The organism is Cedecea davisae DSM 4568 (assembly GCF_000412335.2).
GTDB lineage: Bacteria > Pseudomonadota > Gammaproteobacteria > Enterobacterales > Enterobacteriaceae > Cedecea > Cedecea davisae.
On the sequence record NZ_KE161030.1, the window covers coordinates 679,286 to 696,684 of the forward strand.

The following is a 17,399-nucleotide window of genomic DNA, read 5'->3' on the forward strand; positions in this document are numbered from 1 at the left end:
TCCGTGCCGATATAGCTCAGTTGGTAGAGCAGCGCATTCGTAATGCGAAGGTCGTAGGTTCGACTCCTATTATCGGCACCATTCAAACATCTTCTAACGTCTACTAAAGCTTACTGAAACCCCGTATACTCTAGACATAAAGCCCTTTTTTGTATTTTGCCGTCTACTGGCATATCCCAAAATCTACACATGGTTGGGGGTACATTCGGGGGTATATGCTGTTCGGTCTTATGGAGATACCCCCAGATGAAGCTCAACGCCCGCCAGGTCGATACTGCCAAGCCCAAGGATAAACCCTATAAACTTGCTGACGGTGGCGGCCTTTACCTTCTCGTTAATCCCAATGGTGCAAAATACTGGAGACTCAAGTATCGGGTGGCAGGGAAAGAGAAGCTGCTCGCTTTAGGTGTGTATCCAGACGTTACCCTAGCTGATGCGCGTTCTAAACGTGATGAGGCAAAAAGGGGTATCGCTGGGGGTATCGATCCTAACGAAGCAAAGCGGGAAGAAAAGGCAATTCGCGAAGCGCAGATAAACAACACATTTCAGGATCTCGCGACTGAGTGGCATTCGAGCAAACTCAAAAAATGGTCTGCCGGATACGCTTCAGACATTATGGAAGCGTTCAATAAAGACGTATTCCCATATATTGGTAAGAAGTCAATTGCCGAAATTAAACCTCTAGAGCTGTTAAATGTTCTTCGCCGTATGGAAGGGCGCGGGGCAACAGAGAAAGCCAAAAAAGTGCGGCAGCGTTGCGGCGAGGTTTTCCGTTATGCCATCGTTACCGGCAGGGCTGAATATAACCCAGCCCCGGATCTCACTAGCGCCATGCAGGGACATGAATCCAACCATTATCCTTTCCTGAATGCGACAGAGCTTCCAGAATTTTTTGAGGCGCTATCACGCTATTCAGGTAGTGAGCTGGTGGTGCTGGCTGCGTACTTGCTTATCATTACCGGCCTCAGAACGGGAGAATTGCGCGGGGCATCGTGGCAAGAAATCGATGAGCAGGCCGCAGTATGGGAAATCCCCGCTGAACGCATGAAGATGCGCCGGCCACACATAGTCCCTTTATCCCAGCAAGCACTAACTATCATTGCGCGAATACGTGAAATGACGGGTAGATATTCGCTTATATTCCCCGGGCGCAATGATCCACGGAAGACTATGAGTGAGGCCAGCATTAACCAAGTATTTAAGCGGATTGGGTATGCCGGGAGAGTCACGGGGCATGGCTTCCGCCATACAATGAGCACCATCCTCCACGAGCAGGGATATAACACCGCATGGATTGAAACCCAACTGGCACACGTCGATAAAAATAGTATCCGTGGTACCTACAACCATGCGCAGTATCTGGATGGTCGCCGGGAAATGCTTCAGTGGTATGCCGACTACATGGATAGCTTGGAGCGAGGCGAAAATGTGGTTCATGGGGCATTCGGTAAACGCGCCTGACTGGATGGATAGACAGTAATAGCGGTTGCTAGTAGACTTCTGTAGACGAACAAAGAATAGGCTATGTCTAGGCTGATCCCCGAAAACCCGCACACCTCTGCGGGCTGGCATAGCCGCCAAAATCAGAGGGCGTGAGGTGGCGTTGTGAGTATGTTTCAGACAATTAATAATGAAAAGTATGAACTGGTTCATTTTGAAATCTTATTATCCGAAGTATCGAACCAGGAAAATATTAGCTTTGCCGAGGCATGCGCGGTGATTGCCAGAGAGGCTTCTTGGCATCTTGAAGGCATACCGTTCAATGAGCCTTTTTATCTGTATGATTATGATGTTATTAATGGATTTAGTAATAGTGATGCTTTTTCAAATCAATCGATTAATTTCTTAAAAGATATGGCCCTAGGGGCGGAATTTGCTGAGGAATCAAATCCTGACGTGAAGGGTATGTATTCTAGAATTGATAGTGGAAGTGGCTGGTATCGAGAGTTCTATTTTAAAGGGACTGAAATAACAATATCTTTTCTAGATACGGGAGTAAATCTTCCTCCATGCTTAGAAAAATTTCGCTCGCGAGCTGAACAGTTGTTAAAATCTAAAAAAGATAGATTGGCAAAGGAAAGAGCAAAGGCAGGTCAAAAAGAGGCATCACGAGATGAGTTGGAAAAAGAGATAGAACGCCTACAAACTGAGGTAAAACAACTATTGAGTGAGTTACCTTGTCAATTAGGAGATTTTAGGGATGATGATCCCCTCTTGATTGCCATTCAGCTACGTAACTCTGAGTGGTCAAATTATGATGAGGATGATCGCAAGTCTATACCCTCTCAAGAAGCGTTGGTTACCCAATTAAAGCAGCAATATAAAAACATGCCTGATGCCCAAGCCCGTGCAATAGAAAAAGTTGCCTGCCCTATAAAAAGGAAGTGATTAGTCACCCTCATGGTGGAAGTAAGCCTTATATTGTGGGTTTACTCTCACCCTGAGAGTAAAAAGACACTTACCATGATAGTGATGTAAGTCATAAATACCCTTACCCTGATAGTAATAGCCTCCTTCCTACCATAAGCCCTATTGTTACGCTGAATTACATTATTTCTGTGTAATCATTTGTCTCGTAAACCTTAATAGACGTTACGAGGTAAATATGTCTCAGTCATTGATTAGATTTGCAGAGGTACAAAAGCGCACTGGTTACAGCAAGGCATGGCTATATCGCCTGATGAGCCAGCAGCGTTTTCCTGCCGCTATTAAAATTGGCTCTCGCTCAATCGCGTTTATCGAAAGTGAAATTGATGAATGGATTAATCAGCGTATTGCTGAGTCCCGAGGGGAGGCCGCTTAATGGAAAAGAAAAACCGCCCATTACAGGCGGCTAATTCAGATACTCGCACGTCTGATATTACGCCGACCACCAGCACCGTTCAACCATTCAAGCGCACACCGAAGAAGCACCGCGCTCGCGTCTACATGCTCCGCACTGGCGTTGAGGGATGGACAGAGAACGACATACTTCGCTATTGCCGCCTTTCATCTGGGCGCAACTATGCGAGCGAGCTTGAGCGCAGCCTCGATATCCACCTGGAACGCATTGAAGAAAAGAACCCGGACGGCATCGGCGCACATCTCCGCTATCGCTTCGTGAGCCGTGGCGATGTGCTTCGCGTTATCCAGTTGGTTAACCGCAACGCCGCTGCTGCTGGCTATCAGGGGCTTTCTCAGCCTGAAATTGCCGACATTCTCAACCTTTACCCGGACAACCTTACCGCCGCTTAACGGAGCCTGAAATATGACTATCGAAAAAAGCCGATTCAATTCGGAGGCCGCCCCTCAACCAGCAGCTAGCCGGGGCGCAAATATCAATAACGACTTTGCCGCTATCGTTCCCGTTATTTCCGGTCAGATTGGCGGGCGAGAAACCAATATTGTGAGCGCAAAGGCATTGCATAAAGCGCTGGGTGTTGGGCGTGATTACTCAACGTGGCTTTCCGAACGCATCAAAGATTACGGCTTCGAAAAGGGTGTTGACTACGTGGTGTTTGATTCCCCCATTTCGGGGAACCAAAGTGCAGAAAACAACCAACTCGACGGCGGATGGGTAACGAAGCGTGGCGGTGACCGCCGCAGCAAAGATACCGGGCTTTCTCTTGGGATGGCTAAAGAGCTAGCGATGGTTGAGCGTAACGAGCAAGGCCGTGCCGTTCGCCGTTACTTCATCCAATGTGAAGAAGCCCTACAGCGCAGTGTGCCGGAGATTGCCGCTCGCTATCGCCAACACCTTAAGGCTCGTATCAGCGCAGCCAGCCGATTCACCGCTATGTGCGAAACGCTTGAGCAGGCACGTATGGAGCAGGGTAAGGCGACGCAGCGACACCACTACACCAATGAGAGCAACATGCTTTCTCGCATTGTTCTTGGTGGCCTGACGGCTAAACAGTGGGCGCAGGCTAACGATATTGTGGGTGAGCCACGCGACAGCATGAACGCCGACCAACTGGAGCTGCTCGCCTACCTTGAGAACACCAATATCACGTTGATTGATATGGGGATGGAGTTTGAGCAGCGTAAAGCGGAACTGATGCGCCTTTCCCAGCGGTGGCTATCCAAACACCTTGGGGGAAATCATGCTTAATGTCGCCGTCCAGAATAAAGCCTTTCCCCTGGCTGGCCTGTTAGCAAATGTTAGCCCTCAGAACCTGATAAAACCTGAAGCGGAGAGCGACAGCCTGTTATCAATTGTTATGGCTCAGGGCTTGCCGAACCTCACAAAACCTCACCTTGGTAACCTGTCAAAACCTGACATTGAAACCGCTGTGATGATGACAAATGATGACATTTCGAACCGAGGAAAACATAGAGCGCAAGTGGTGGAAGCTGGCATAACAATGCCAGCTAATGCCAGCCCATCGTTTTCTCGTCGTGGTGACGCGGATGGTTTCGATACCAGTACGCACACGCGTGAAGGGGAGTTTCTGGAGTCCATAAAAAAGGAGTTTTCGGACTCCATAAAAAAGGGCAGCCATAAAGCCGCCCTTTGGGGAAATGCCAGCGTGGATCACTACTCTGGCGCGTCTACTTTTGATTTGCGGCGTTGGCGTCGCTTTACCTCACCACGCATAGCGGTAACGATAAATTGCGCATCACTTTCACCTTCCTCTTTGACCAACTCAACCTCGGTAAGCACATCAAGAGGGACTCTTGCTGTTTTCTGCCGAGACTTATTGTTAGTTGTACCCGTTGCCATATCTATGACTCCTTGCATTAGGTGGGAGTCATTATGCATTAAAAAAGGTCGGTGTAAACACTTGAGGTGGGAGTCACTTTGCTATAGTGTTTACCGTGAAGGTGACTTGCACCTTGCAGCTATGAAAGCAACGAAGCCCAGAGGTGCGTCAACACCAACCGGGCTTCTAACCACCACCGTTAGCGAAAGTAACGAGGCAGCTATGAAAGAGCATATCACACACCCGCAAGGGCGGCAGTCCTACACCTGGCGTTTTCTGGCGCTAAGCGCCATCGGGCGCAACGTCATTCACATCACCGCCACCACCGAACGCGAAGCCCGCGAGCAATCCCCAGCTGGCTGCGTGATGGCATTCGCTGGCCGAATCCGTCAGGAGGTGCGCCATGCACAATAAAATTTCACGTTTTTTGTTCCCTGTCTCATCAATCTGCCGGGAACAAGCACATGTTGTTCAAATAACGAACAGTTTGGTTCGTTTAACAAATCGGAACGAAGAAGGAGAAATTGTTGTTCTTCGCTCAACTGGATTTTCTAGTTTGAACAATCACATGGAGGTATCCCATGACTAGCATTAGCCATCAAAGCGGCCTGCCGTCAGCATCATCCCTGGACTCAATAAAAACCATGCAGATTATTGACGCCCTGTGTCGGGTCGAACAAGCACAACAGGTTTTATCTGTGTGGATGGAGGCCAACATATCCGATTCAACCACCTTTCATATGATGGGGGCATTAGTGTCCCTCCTGGAAGGCGTGCCAGAGGCAATAGAACACTTCCGAGTAACCGGGGAGCCGTCGCTATGAAAACCATGAACCTGTGTGATGCGGTTTGCCAGATTGAGCAGGCTCAGATTGTTTTAGAAATGTGGCTGGAAAGCACCACTAAAGACGCAGATCCCGACATTCCTCGCCTTATTGGCGCAGTCATGACTCTGTTAAATGGCGTCTCTGAGTCAGTCAGTAAAGCTGATACCGAGCTTGGCGATTATGTGATGCGTGAGCACAAGGCGGGAAAACGATGAGCCAGCATGAAAAAACCACCGACTTTAATCATTTTAAAGCGGCAGAGCGCCGGGTGGGTCAAATTGAGGCGCTGCTGATAGCTATAGGGCACGCTGTAGAAAAGATGGATGAAACCAGTCTGGAACAGGCGATATCTGGCGTTCGCGCGTTAAACAGCACCCTTTATTCTGAATTTGAGTACATGAAAAAGTACGAGACCCAACAGCAATGCGGGACTACCAGCGCAGGAGCCACAGCATGAAACAGGTATACAAAAACCCTCAAGAGCTTGTAGCGATGGATGCGTTGATGAAGATTACCGCTTTGCTTAATGCCGCTCAGTTCCTCACAGCAAATGAGGATGAAAGTCAGGCAGCTCTAGAACTTATTGGGCTTGCTGAGGATGTGGCTCATCGCGCCATGGAGGGTAAAGCATGAGTATCCTTGTTGATGCCGTCCCATGCGGTGTAAGAATCACCACCAGAGATAAAGCCGGTAATGGAGCGTTCCAGTTTATTGCCTACGAAGATGCGATAAAGCGCCTTGATGCCGGGGAATATGACGATTCGATGAATACGGATGGTGACTTACCCGGTATTGGAACAAAAATCCATTGCGCCGTCGCTGAGGGGGGCGCTTACGGCTATTTCGATTTCAATGCGCAGCACAACGTCATTATGTGGCGGTGGCTTATTACCGCTGCGTTTATCACTGAGATGAAGAGCGAAAACGGTGTAGCTACCGTTACACAACACGATGGCACTTCATTAAACGTAGCGCTCTACTCCAACGGCAAAACATCCCTCCCGGTTTATCCGCAGGCCACCCGGCTGGCAATGGCTAACAATATCGAAGGAACAATGCTTGAGCGATACGGAGAGGAGAAAGGCACTGAGAACGCCATTATGTTCTATCGCGCCATGCTGGATGCTGAGCGAGGCGAACTGACCACTTTTGGGCGTGACATGCTGGCGGAAATGCATGATCACTTTATTGCTGATTTAGAAGAAAACGGCTGGCCTGAAATGCCAGTAGCGCACTGAGGAGGCAGCGTGATTACTAAACACTTCCGACTGAATGCGCTGGCGAATCAGTACGTTTCAAACCTGTATGACAATGTAAGACAGTCGAACAACGACGACGCTTTTATGTTAGATGCGGGCGGGCAGCCTGTCCGTGTTCAGATTATGGGCGGCATTAAGGGTATGCGCGATTTAATAGACGGCTATTTACTGGAGGCGCTGAAAATAAGTTATCCGCAGTGGGAGAGCGTCGGGGTTGCGTTGCTCGAAAAGTGTGTTGATAGCAACGGGATTACCCCTTACGGCCTGAGTATCTGGGACAGCATTAAAGGCGACATGGGCGCAACAGTTGCCCGCAGCGGAGGGCATGACAATGCGTAGTATCGAGCTTATCCGGGAAGTGACTCACGCCGCAGCAAATAACTGGCCTGCTGTTCTGGCTGGCCTGAATATCGATGTGCCGGATTCCCCGCGAAAACATGCCGCCTGCCCTGCGTGTGGCGGTAAAGATCGCTTTCGTTTCGATGATAACGGGCGCGGTAGCTTTATCTGCAACCAGTGCGGCGCAGGTGACGGGTTAGACCTGATACAGAAGGTTAGCCGTTGCGCTGCGACAGAAGCGGCGAGAATGGCCGCTGATGTGCTGGGTATTGATTACCGGGCAACCGAATCAGACCCGGAGGCGGCCAGCCAGAGACAATCCCAACTGGACACTGAGCGGCAGCAGCACGAGCAGGAGCGCCAGCAGCGGGCGGCAGAGGACACAGAGCAGCGCCGGGCTACGTTTGCCCGTCTGTTTGATGAATTGCGCCAGAAGTCCGCTCAGGGCGAATCTGAGTACCTGATAAGCAAAGGGCTGAACGGCTTCACCTTCCCCATTCTTCCCGATGGATCGATATTGCTTCCGCTGGTGGGCGAAACTGGCAACATCGCCGCAGCTCAGACCATTACCCCGCAGGGAGAAAAGCGCCTCCTGACCGGTTCAGCGAAGCGCGGGTCTTGTCACGTTGTAAACGCGCCAGAAGCGCCGCAGTGCGTTTTAATCGCTGAGGGGCTGGCTACCGCCATGACAGCGCACAGGATGCGACCTGCGGCGCTTACAGTGGCAGCAATCGACGCTGGCAACCTGCTTCCCGTTGCCGAAGTCATGCGACGTAAACACCCAAAGGCAGAAATCATCCTTTGCGCAGACAACGACCATCACGACGACCAGCCAAATACCGGGAAGCTGGCCGCAGAGAAAGCCGCCGCTGCCGTGGCTGGCTGGGTGGCAATGCCGCCCGGTGGGCATAAAGCCGACTGGAACGACTACCACCAGCAAAACGGGCTGGAAGCAGCTACAGCAGCGTTTAATGGTTCGATGTACCAGATGTACCAGACGCAGGAGAAGGGCGTGAGCGTCCAATATGAGGTGACTGATAAGGGCGAGGTTGGGTCGAGTAATTGGCCCGACAACAACAAGATCGCAACAAGGGATTTGCCCGATAACGGCACGGTTACGGCAACGATTCAGGAAGAAACGGACGGCGGGAAAGACCCGCTAAAACCCCGCATTGAGAGCCGCAAAGATGGCGTTTTCTGGGTATCTCCGAAAGTGGATAAAGACAGCGGCGAGGTTATCAGCAACGAAAGCTGGCTATCTTCCCCGCTGGAGGTTATCGGCACCGGGCGGGACGACAAAGACCAGTATCTTGTCCTCCGCTGGCTGGCCTTTGGTTCAAACGTCCCCACCACCGCAGCCGTGCCGCTGGCTGATATCGGTGAGCGCGAGGGCTGGCGAACCCTGAAAGCTGGGGGGATCAACGTCACCACCAAAAGCAGCTTACGGGCAATCCTCGCTGACTGGCTACAGCGCAGTGGCTCACGGCAGATATGGCGCGTTGCTCATGCCACAGGCTGGCAGTGCGGGGCGTATATCATGCCAGACGGGGAAATCATCGGGGAACCAGAGCACCCGGTACTGTTCAGCGGGCGCAGTTCAGCGGCCAGCGGGTACACACAGAAAGGCACAGCTGAAAGCTGGCGCGGTAGCGTGGCGCGTCTGGCAGACGGTAACTATTCGATGATGGCAGCGGTCGGGGCATCGCTTGCCGCTCCATTGCTTGGATTGTGTGGCGCTGACGGGTTCGGCCTCCACTTCTACGAGCAAAGCAGCGCGGGCAAGACGACCACAGCAAACGTGGCCGCCAGTCTGTACGGAAACCCTGATTTACTCCGTCTCACCTGGTACGGTACGGCGCTGGGGCTGGCAAACGAAGCCGCCGCCCACAATGACGGGCTGATGCCACTGGATGAAGTCGGGCAGGGGGCTGACCCGGTAAGCGTCTCACAGGCCGCCTACGCGCTTTTTAACGGCGTAGGCAAGCTGCAGGGTGCAAAAGAGGGCGGCAACCGGGATCTGAAACGCTGGCGAACCGTCGCTATCAGTACCGGAGAAATGGATCTGGAAACGTTTATCGCCACTGCCGGGAGAAAGACAAAAGCCGGGCAACTGGTGCGCCTGCTTAATATCCCAATGAGCAAAGCGATTCGCTTCCACGACCACCAGAACGGTAAGCAGCACGCCGACGCCCTGAAAGATGCCTGGCAGCACAACCACGGCACAGCCGGGCGCGAATGGGTGAAATGGCTGTCAGGCCACCAGCAGCAGGCCATCGATACCGTTCGGGATTGTGAATCACGCTGGCGTAGCCTGATACCTGCCGATTATGGTGAGCAGGTTCACCGTGTAGGCGCACGTTTCGCCATTCTGGAGGCTGCTTTACTGCTGGGCTGCGTTGTCACCGGGTGGGATGCGCAAAGCTGCCGTGATGCCGTACAGCACACCTACAACGCATGGCTGCGTGAGTTCGGCACCGGGAACCGGGAGCACATGCAGATTGTCGAGCAGACAGAGGCTTTTCTCAACGCTTTCGGCCTGAGCCGGTTCGCACCGTTCCCATACAGCCCCGGCGATTTGCCTATCCGTGATTTGGCAGGGTACAGGCACAGGGGAAGCCATGAACGTGATCCGATTACCTTCTACACCTTCCCGGCTACATTTGAGCAGGAGATAGCCAAAGGGTTTAACGCCAAGCAGTTTGCCGAGGTGCTGAAGAAGGCCGGGATGCTCACCCCGCCCACCAGCGGGAGAGGCTATCAGCGTAAATCCCCGCGCATTGAGGGGCGGCAGATTAACGTCTATGTGCTCAACTATCTGCCGGAGGACGACGACCAGCCAGAGGAATAATTTTCTTCATGTGCGTAGAAAAGGTGTTGGTTCAGTTGGTTCAGTTGGTTCAATTTGTAAATATTGTTGTTTTATAAGCATTTTTTATTTGGTTTTGAACCAACGCTGAACCAACAAATGACCTAATTGAACCAACACCAACAGAGCGAGACATTCTTCCTGGCTAGCAGTAAGACAGCATTGACTTCGCGTGGGAGAACAAAAAAATCCAGTGTTGCCTCAGCAAAAAACAGATGTAGCAAGGACTTTAGCGCCGTGAGAAAGCAGAGACAACATTGTTATCCTTATAAATAGAAAAATCCGGGAGAGGGGGGAACAATATGTATAAGGTAATAATGATCATTGGAATACATGAGAAACATGGTTGTTACATCTGTGACGTGAGGGACAATAGGCAGTATCAAAGACCTAAATAGTAGGTGGATGAACTCGGAGATTTCGGCTTCAACAAAAATATCTTGCGATTGGGAGATAAGGTAGTTAGATGGGTAAAGCATAATCTCCCTTAACATATCATATATCATTACCATAATTTGATCTGACCCGCGAAATAAAGGGGTTGTTGTTGTGTCTCATTGAATAAATGAGGATTAATCTGATATACGTTTATGGACGTCTATAGAACAAGGTAGACGAGTAAACAGCCACATTGCTTGGGAGTATGTAGGAGTGAAATGTAGAAAATTCGACGCTGGGTTATTTTACTTATCTTACGTGCGGATAGTATTAGTGTGGTAATTGTTGTTTTACCTAATAGTTGCAAGAGGAAAGCATGGAAGATGTTTCTTATGTACCAATTTTGAAAACAAAACGTGCAGAGTTTTCAGCAACAGCACAGCTAGACCAATTCGTAAAAAATAAAATCATTCCTCTTTTTGAGATTGAACCAGTTCCTTTAGACCCTGATACGGATGAGCCAGATAAAACATACGATGAAATGCTTAATAGTTTCGGTAAGAAAATATCCGCAGCATGTTCAAATATTTCAATGATTTATCTGGATGGGATTCTTATAGAAGAGCAGTTCATTAATTCGGCAGATACTTATCCAATTATAAATGCTGTAAACCAGGCCCGTGCAGCAGGGGTACATGTTATCCCTGTGAGTTCTCCGACACGTAGTAGTAATTATTTAAATGCGATCGATAGTCTTGTACAGGATGAAGTTTGTTTGCGCTTAACTGTTACCGACCTTGCTAATCCTCAATATATTTCATCTTATATTTCTAGATTGAATATACCCTATCAGAGTATTGATGTTGTAATTGATTTAAGGGATTCTGTAACAGAAGAGTCTTTGGGGTCTGGTCAAAGTGAAATCCTTGCATTAGGTCTTATAAATAATCTTCAATACTTAAATGATTTTCGACGTGTAATATTGGCCGCTGGTTCTTTTCCAGTGGATTTAAGTCAAATATCTGTAGGTATATATTCGCAAACTAGACTGGAATGGAGCTTATGGCAGGGCGTACATAATAATTCTAACCTCAAGCGGAAAGTGATCTATTCTGATTATGGTATTCAACACCCTGAGTACACACGACTTGCAACACGATTCCCCAGTGTAACAGCTAGCGTTCGTTATACTGGAGATGATGATTACTGGGTCTTTAGAGGAAGAAAAGCTAACCAGTATGGCTATGATCAGTATGGTGCGCATAGCCAAGCAATCGTTGCCCACAAGGAGTATTCTGGTGTAACGTTCAGTGTTGCCGATAAAGATATCAACGATTATGCTCTAGTTCACGCTCAATATTTGCAAAACCCAACACCAGATTGCAAATTTGGTAGCCCTGAAGTTTGGAGACGAATTGGACAAAATCATCACGTCACGAAAGTCGTTTATCAGCTCTCCAATTTGTACGGGCTTTAAGTTTTGAACGCACTTCGTCTCGAAGATGATTGATTTCAAGGCACTCTGCTACCATACCCCATAAAATCCTACGTGGCTTACTTTTTAAGCCACGTCCTAAACCGTGATTAGCCAAAATAGATAACATTTCCTCTTTCCAAAGTAACATGGCTAGAGCAACCTTATCTAGATTAGGATTCATTCGATTAAGACGTTCTGTATGTAAATGAACAGCATTCCTTCTACCTTCAGTGGCAATTTTGACTCCCCACCATACAGGGATGATCTTTTCAGCAGCAGAAGCATGACACTCAGATACTACCAAGGTTACTTTATCCATAACTGAAGAATAGAAATTAACTTGGGCAGGTAGACGCAACAGGTTATCGCTTTTGCTTTTTAATTCATAGCCATGCATTAGCCCATTTATCACTGTGATATCTGCGCGACTTGCCCCTAAGTTCATAACAAACTCATCAATAATAAGAGTATCTGGATCCTTATGATGCTCCTTAAGGATTTTTGAATGAACGGCTTGTCTAACGTCGATGTCTCTCATGATTGCTGGTCGTTTTTTATCCGGTTAAGTTGTGTTTTTTACGGCGTAGACTTTAGAACCATATCATCCTTATAGCACGAAATATTTAGGTTAGACTGTGAAAATAGAGCTTTTCTCCACAGGAGTTAGAAGGATAATTTCTGACTACTAAGGGTTGGTTGTGTTGCACATCTTACCCCATGGTGGGGTAATAAAACCTAACATTTAGACAAGAAAATGACTGATGATAATCGTCGTAAGAGCTATCTAGAGTGGGCGAAGGCTTCGTTTGGACAGTACCGTTCCTCGAGGCGTGCCGTGGTATGTCCTGTGGGGCTTAACCCGCAACGTAGCGCTGTGTAAGCTGACATCTCTCTACGGATCCGGGCGTTGTAAATTACACGGGGGTTGAGCACTGGAGCAAAAACGCAGGAAGGTAAAGCGAGGCAGTTGGAAGGGTATCGCCGCTGGTAGGAGAGAAGAAAACAGGCCACCAGCACCGGGTAAAAATCACCCTAAGGTTACACTAAGGTTTACGCTCCTGGTTCGCGCGTAGGTTCGCACCGAAAAGGCTGTAAAATTCTTGACTGCTTGATACGAATTAACAGGCCATATTCAGCCGTAACCCTTGCCAGTAAAGGCGTAAGTTCTTTTTTGCGCTTTGGGCTGTCAAAAATTTAAGTACGCAAGCAGGTGCGCACCCAATCGGCATGTCTATCAATCAAATCCCCTTCTGGTAAAGATCGAATTTATTCTTTCATTAATTGCAATGATATTGGTGATCATTTCATTTATTGCAACTAAAATAACTGTACAAATATCAGGGGGTACTATGTCTAAACAATCAGTTAAACCTGTGTTGCTGAGTGAAGTGCAAATACAGGCTATTCGTAACATTCAGGAATTACAGCGCAAGCAATCCGGTATCGGGGTTGCGCCAACCATCCATGAGATAGCCCGTGGGCTGGTGGATAAAGCCCTGGCTATACACTCAGAAATGAAGGTGTCAGCATGATTATTCAGGAGCTTGCCTATAAGGTCACAATCAAAGCCGATGAGTTCCTGAATGGCAAAAAGAAGGTGGAAAATGAGGTTGGTAAGCTGGACAAAGAGCTTGCCAGGGCAGACCGCGAACGGCAGAAGGAGCTAAAAAAGCGCAGAGAAGAAATGGAAAAATTCGGAAACTCTGCTGTTTCTGCGTTTCGTAATGTCGGCACTGCCGCAGCCGGATTCCTTGGCATTGGGGCGGGGCTTTACGGCATTAAGCAGCTTTTCACTTCCACGGCGAACGAGATTGTTCGCGCCAGTCAGCAGGCAAAATTCTTTGGCTCTGATGTAAACAAGATGTTTGGCGTTCGTCGCGGCTTCCAGCAGGCAGGGTTGAACGGTGATGCCTTTATTGGCGCGTCCGGTAATGCCCGAATGGCGCTGGCCAACATCAAAGACCCTACCATTTTTGGTGGCCTCACTGGCGCGGCACAAAACCTGCTGACCATCGGCGCTCGCACCGGCATTAACATCAATCAGCTTGGCGACCCTAACAAAGCGCTGTCTGAGCTAACGCGATACGGAAAAGGCCACAGCCAGGAAAACCTGATGCAGGTGATGGCCGCGCTCAGTTTTGACCCCACAGACGCCGCCAAGATTAAATCTGGCGAGCTGAAGTCTCTTGTCGATTCAGAGACCAAGAAGTCCAACATCACTGCCGCACAGGTCAAAGAGCAGGAGAATCTTGTGGCTACGCTGGGTCAGTTGGACTCTGAGTTTGCAAGGTTGAGGACTGATTTAACTGCTGCCTTTGCACCCGAAGTTATTGATGGGATGAAGGCATTCGGAAAATGGATTAGTGAGCACCAGGGGGATATTGTCGGCTTCTTTACAGATGCTGGAGATAAGGTTAAGGCGTTCACTGATGCTGTAGGCGGAGCAACTAAAGCTTTAGAAATAATAGGTTCAGCATATGCTGGATATAAAATTGGGGGCGTTCCCGGTGCTATAGTCGGGGCAGTAGTAAATCCAATAACCGATGCTGTTTCAGATGCGATTTCTGGCACAAACATCGGCGACCTGATGAACAATACCGGAATTGATTTCACTCCTGGTAAGCCATGGTTTTATAGCAGGAAGCCTAGTGAAGAGCCTGATCAACATGCCCAATCAGGAAGAAAGCGGATGTCTCAGGGCAGGATGGATGACCTGCTTAATGGCATCATGATGACGGAATCTGGTGGGAATCCTCTTGCCTATAACGCTAAATCAGGAGCTGCTGGCGCATATCAATTCTTACCTGGAACCGCCAGAGACGTAGGGCTACGAGTAGATTCTCAGGTAGACGAACGACTAGACCCTGAAAAAGCCAGGGCTGCGGCATCAATCTACATGAGCCAGCTGCTTAAAAGGTACGATGGCAACGTAGACAACGCCCTGAGAGCTTATAACTGGGGGATGGGTAACGTTGATAAGTGGATTGCCAACGGAAGCGACCCAGCAGCATTGCCTAAAGAAACCAGGGAATACACTGGCAAGGTTCATGGCAACATGGGTGATGCGAGAAATTATTACGCTACGCAGGGTAGAATGGCTGATAACAGGCCATACCAACTCTCATCAAGTGGCGGCAATCCGCAGATCACCAATAGCACCCACATAAACACCGTTAACGTGAACTCCAACCCTCAAAGCGTTGACGCACTGACGGCCAGCATTCAGAAGCAGTCGCAAAGGGCTTCAACTAATGCTTCATTCTCAAGCGGATTGACTCCGTAGCAATACAGAGCCAGTGGCAATTATTGCTTAGATATTGAATTTGCTGATTTAATCACAGAAACGAAGAAAGTGTATTCTTTTGAGCTTGTTCCATATTGTCTTTTTGCAATATCCATAGCTTTATCAAAAGATATCCCGTGCTTATCCTGTGTAACATTGGAAACCATGACCCCTTGGCATGCTACCACGCCTTCACTTCTGAGGGTCGATTCAGGAATGTCGGTATTGGGGACGTTTTTAGTTAGGCGCTCGCAGTGATTTTTTACAGTCGAGCCCTGTATCTTTTTTTCTGAAGCGTAAATATCCAGTGCCGAAACTTTCTGATCTGTGGTGGCATCTGGCGCAACCACCGGGTAAGTTACCGCTGGTTCACTGTCAGGGTGTTGGCTATAATAATACTCGATAGCCATCTTTGAAGATGTGTTGATTACATTGCTTTGATAGGTTTTCCTATCATCATTGAATCCCCAAACAGACTGGATCTTAGCTACCCGCCACTGGCTTAACTCTTTAACGTTTTTTGCTAGAACGGCCGTTCTCATTGCGTCTATGCAAGTTAGCTTTACATAAGACCTGATATCAGAAGGAGTCTCACCAATCTGCGCTAATTCATCCCCTGATTGCTCAACGACTTTATCAGCATAAGAAGAGCACCTATCGATAAGGTCTAAGCCCGTTACCTCACCAGCACCTGCCCCAACAGGTATAATGAAAAAAAGCATGGTCATAATTTTGTTTATTTTTATCATACTGATACCCTTAAGTTATTGTGAGCATTCTAATCATTAATTAAGCTAGCACCTATTCATGTAATATTTTTCTCTACTCACGTGGAATAAAGTATTCTCGCGTGCTCATCCTACCCCATGAAGCGATAAGAATTGTTAAGTTTCGGCGATACCATTCGACGTTGAGCGCGTACCTTAACCCTGCTGGAGTCAGAGCTATGTTAGACCGCCAGAAGCTGGAACAAGCCGTTATCGAGATTGCCAGGCAAAGCGGCCAGAACGTAGACCGCCATACACTCTATGAGGTTCGCACCGGGATTGCGCAGGCATTACAGGCCAAAGAACGCCATCGGCGCAGGTTGAACGCCCCTGCCTACCAGTGGAAGAAGCCGGAGCGTTTGAGATAGCCGGCTATGCCGCACTTACACCAGAATGTGATTGAAGCGCCGCAGCGATGGCCGCAGAGCCATTCCCCTGACGTTTCCACGCGCTATAGATATCCTTATCCCATGCTTTCCCGGCTTTTGTCTGATACCCGGCAGCGTTGATCCGTTCGGCGATAATTCGCCCATTGTCGAAGCCGTCTCTAATCGTCTGAACCACGACAGCCACCACGGCGGTTTCGTTGTATGGGTGCGGTGGAATGTCCTGTTTACCGACAACCAGAGCAGCAGCGGCTTTTTCCATGCGCTCCACCAGCGACAGCAGACGGTTATCTGGATTGCTGTCAGGGCGATTCAACTTCTGCCGGATGGCGTCAACAAGCCAGGCGGTTTTATCCTCACCAGATTCATTCACGGCAACAGTGAACGACTCTATTAATTCGGCAGGAATGCGGAAAGTTACAGAGAGGGATTTGCTCATGGCAGGCACCGGATAATGAAATTTAGCTCATTTTATCACCGTAAGACAGTGTAAGACAGAGAAAAGAGGTGATATGTGTTGGTTCAATTGCCCTTTGCGTTGGTTCAAAACGGGGTTGTGTTGGTTCAGCTTTCTGAAAACTAACCAATAGAAACAACAATCTTTACAAATTGAACCAACTGAACCAACTGAACCAACACTGTTTGCGTTATATATACAAAATTACTGACAGAGGGATGTGATGAACAAAGAAGTGCAAAAGCTTGTTGAGAACACGCTCAAGGACGTTTTGCTGGGAAATACCGCGATCACGTTCCTCTTCGCTGTTCCACTTGCATATATAGCCAGAAATGGACTGGGAGTGGCCATATGGGTGATCACATTGTTTATCGCACCAGCCCTTTGTGGTGTGGGAGCATGGATTGTCAGCCGGGTACTGAATCATGCTAATGCCTTCTTTAACTCCCGATGGATAAAAAGGGGGTACGTTATATACGTGCTTATGTCTGCTGAATGCCTGGTTATCTATTCGATTAGTCAGATAGTTAAGTCGCTCGTTAAATGAAGGTCGGCAAGAGGCAATGGCAGGCCACCAGCGGGAGGTGATGATTCGCAGTAAAGTTCGCACCAAAACGGCTGTAAATTTTGGACTGTTCTTGACGGATTTTAAACCCTCGTAGCGCTAAACCCGCGCCA

General features: G+C 48.8%; 20 protein-coding genes and 1 tRNA gene. 17 read left to right on the top strand and 4 right to left on the bottom strand.

What is annotated here, in order from left to right; all coding sequences use genetic code 11:
* Window positions 1-5: 5 nt before the first annotated feature.
* From HMPREF0201_RS03230 to HMPREF0201_RS03255, 6 genes are all read left to right on the top strand, one after another.
* Window positions 6-81 (top strand) — tRNA-Thr (locus HMPREF0201_RS03230).
* A 165-nt stretch (window positions 82-246) separates the two neighbouring features.
* Entirely contained in the window at window positions 247-1,461 is a 1,215-nt protein-coding gene (locus tag HMPREF0201_RS03235) for a tyrosine-type recombinase/integrase (protein WP_016535034.1), read from the top strand.
* A 150-nt stretch (window positions 1,462-1,611) separates the two neighbouring features.
* The gene (locus HMPREF0201_RS03240; RefSeq protein ID WP_016535035.1) at window positions 1,612-2,388 is read left to right on the top strand and encodes a hypothetical protein; all 777 of its coding nucleotides are present in this window, start codon (window positions 1,612-1,614) and stop codon (window positions 2,386-2,388) included.
* Between the two features lie 217 nt (window positions 2,389-2,605).
* Window positions 2,606-2,803, top strand: coding sequence for a helix-turn-helix transcriptional regulator (locus HMPREF0201_RS03245; RefSeq protein ID WP_016535036.1), 198 nt, complete (start codon window positions 2,606-2,608; stop codon window positions 2,801-2,803).
* Window positions 2,803-3,234, top strand: a complete 432-nt coding sequence (locus HMPREF0201_RS03250) for a hypothetical protein (RefSeq protein WP_016535037.1) — start codon at window positions 2,803-2,805, stop codon at window positions 3,232-3,234. Before HMPREF0201_RS03245 ends, HMPREF0201_RS03250 begins: the two co-directional genes overlap by 1 nt.
* A 13-nt stretch (window positions 3,235-3,247) precedes the next feature.
* Complete coding sequence (locus HMPREF0201_RS03255) at window positions 3,248-4,090, top strand: antA/AntB antirepressor family protein (protein WP_016535038.1); 843 nt, start codon at window positions 3,248-3,250, stop codon at window positions 4,088-4,090.
* A 426-nt stretch (window positions 4,091-4,516) separates the two neighbouring features.
* Here the strand turns inward: HMPREF0201_RS03255 and HMPREF0201_RS23145 are convergent, their stop codons facing one another.
* Entirely contained in the window at window positions 4,517-4,702 is a 186-nt protein-coding gene (locus HMPREF0201_RS23145; RefSeq protein WP_039897946.1) for a YlcI/YnfO family protein, read from the bottom strand.
* 202 nt (window positions 4,703-4,904) lie between these two features.
* Between HMPREF0201_RS23145 and HMPREF0201_RS23150 the strand changes: the two genes are divergently transcribed.
* The 8 genes from HMPREF0201_RS23150 to HMPREF0201_RS03310 all read left to right on the top strand — a co-directional run bounded on the left by HMPREF0201_RS23150 (window position 4,905) and on the right by HMPREF0201_RS03310 (window position 11,828).
* Window positions 4,905-5,096, top strand: a complete 192-nt coding sequence (locus HMPREF0201_RS23150) for a host cell division inhibitor Icd-like protein (protein ID WP_039897947.1) — start codon at window positions 4,905-4,907, stop codon at window positions 5,094-5,096.
* A gap of 406 nt (window positions 5,097-5,502) precedes the next feature.
* Complete coding sequence (locus HMPREF0201_RS03275) at window positions 5,503-5,724, top strand: hypothetical protein (protein WP_016535041.1); 222 nt, start codon at window positions 5,503-5,505, stop codon at window positions 5,722-5,724.
* Window positions 5,721-5,966, top strand: coding sequence for a hypothetical protein (locus tag HMPREF0201_RS03280; protein ID WP_016535042.1), 246 nt, complete (start codon window positions 5,721-5,723; stop codon window positions 5,964-5,966). Before HMPREF0201_RS03275 ends, HMPREF0201_RS03280 begins: the two co-directional genes overlap by 4 nt.
* The gene (locus tag HMPREF0201_RS03285) at window positions 5,963-6,142 is read left to right on the top strand and encodes a hypothetical protein (protein ID WP_016535043.1); all 180 of its coding nucleotides are present in this window, start codon (window positions 5,963-5,965) and stop codon (window positions 6,140-6,142) included. Before HMPREF0201_RS03280 ends, HMPREF0201_RS03285 begins: the two co-directional genes overlap by 4 nt.
* On the top strand, window positions 6,139-6,747 hold the full coding sequence (locus tag HMPREF0201_RS03290) for a hypothetical protein (RefSeq protein ID WP_016535044.1): 609 nt from the start codon (window positions 6,139-6,141) through the stop codon (window positions 6,745-6,747). Before HMPREF0201_RS03285 ends, HMPREF0201_RS03290 begins: the two co-directional genes overlap by 4 nt.
* Before the next feature lie 9 nt (window positions 6,748-6,756).
* Window positions 6,757-7,107, top strand: a complete 351-nt coding sequence (locus HMPREF0201_RS03295) for a hypothetical protein (RefSeq protein WP_016535045.1) — start codon at window positions 6,757-6,759, stop codon at window positions 7,105-7,107.
* Window positions 7,100-9,955 carry a TOPRIM and DUF927 domain-containing protein gene (locus tag HMPREF0201_RS03300; RefSeq protein WP_016535046.1) on the top strand — a complete coding sequence of 952 codons (2,856 nt, stop codon included), beginning with the start codon at window positions 7,100-7,102 and terminating at the stop codon, window positions 9,953-9,955. The genes HMPREF0201_RS03295 and HMPREF0201_RS03300 overlap by 8 nt, the downstream gene beginning before the upstream one ends.
* A gap of 772 nt (window positions 9,956-10,727) precedes the next feature.
* Window positions 10,728-11,828, top strand: a complete 1,101-nt coding sequence (locus tag HMPREF0201_RS03310; RefSeq protein WP_005133564.1) for a beta family protein — start codon at window positions 10,728-10,730, stop codon at window positions 11,826-11,828.
* Here HMPREF0201_RS03310 and HMPREF0201_RS22340 read toward each other — a convergent pair.
* The gene (locus HMPREF0201_RS22340) at window positions 11,785-12,366 is read right to left on the bottom strand and encodes a sce7726 family protein (protein ID WP_016535048.1); all 582 of its coding nucleotides are present in this window, start codon (window positions 12,364-12,366) and stop codon (window positions 11,785-11,787) included. The two genes, HMPREF0201_RS03310 and HMPREF0201_RS22340, sit on opposite strands and share 44 nt — an antisense overlap.
* Window positions 12,367-13,177: 811 nt before the next feature.
* Here HMPREF0201_RS22340 and HMPREF0201_RS03315 point away from each other — a divergent pair.
* Complete coding sequence (locus tag HMPREF0201_RS03315; protein WP_039897949.1) at window positions 13,178-13,360, top strand: hypothetical protein; 183 nt, start codon at window positions 13,178-13,180, stop codon at window positions 13,358-13,360.
* A complete protein-coding gene (locus HMPREF0201_RS03320; protein WP_016535050.1) occupies window positions 13,357-15,111 on the top strand; it encodes a lytic transglycosylase domain-containing protein in 1,755 nt (584 codons plus the stop codon). The genes HMPREF0201_RS03315 and HMPREF0201_RS03320 overlap by 4 nt, the downstream gene beginning before the upstream one ends.
* A 20-nt stretch (window positions 15,112-15,131) precedes the next feature.
* Here HMPREF0201_RS03320 and HMPREF0201_RS03325 read toward each other — a convergent pair whose 3' ends face one another.
* Window positions 15,132-15,860 carry a hypothetical protein gene (locus tag HMPREF0201_RS03325; protein WP_016535051.1) on the bottom strand — a complete coding sequence of 243 codons (729 nt, stop codon included), beginning with the start codon at window positions 15,858-15,860 and terminating at the stop codon, window positions 15,132-15,134.
* A 197-nt stretch (window positions 15,861-16,057) separates the two neighbouring features.
* Between HMPREF0201_RS03325 and HMPREF0201_RS03330 the strand changes: the two genes are divergently transcribed.
* Complete coding sequence (locus HMPREF0201_RS03330; RefSeq protein ID WP_016535052.1) at window positions 16,058-16,246, top strand: hypothetical protein; 189 nt, start codon at window positions 16,058-16,060, stop codon at window positions 16,244-16,246.
* A 4-nt stretch (window positions 16,247-16,250) separates the two neighbouring features.
* Here HMPREF0201_RS03330 and HMPREF0201_RS03335 read toward each other — a convergent pair whose 3' ends face one another.
* Complete coding sequence (locus HMPREF0201_RS03335; RefSeq protein ID WP_016535053.1) at window positions 16,251-16,703, bottom strand: hypothetical protein; 453 nt, start codon at window positions 16,701-16,703, stop codon at window positions 16,251-16,253.
* Window positions 16,704-17,399 lie beyond the last annotated feature (696 nt).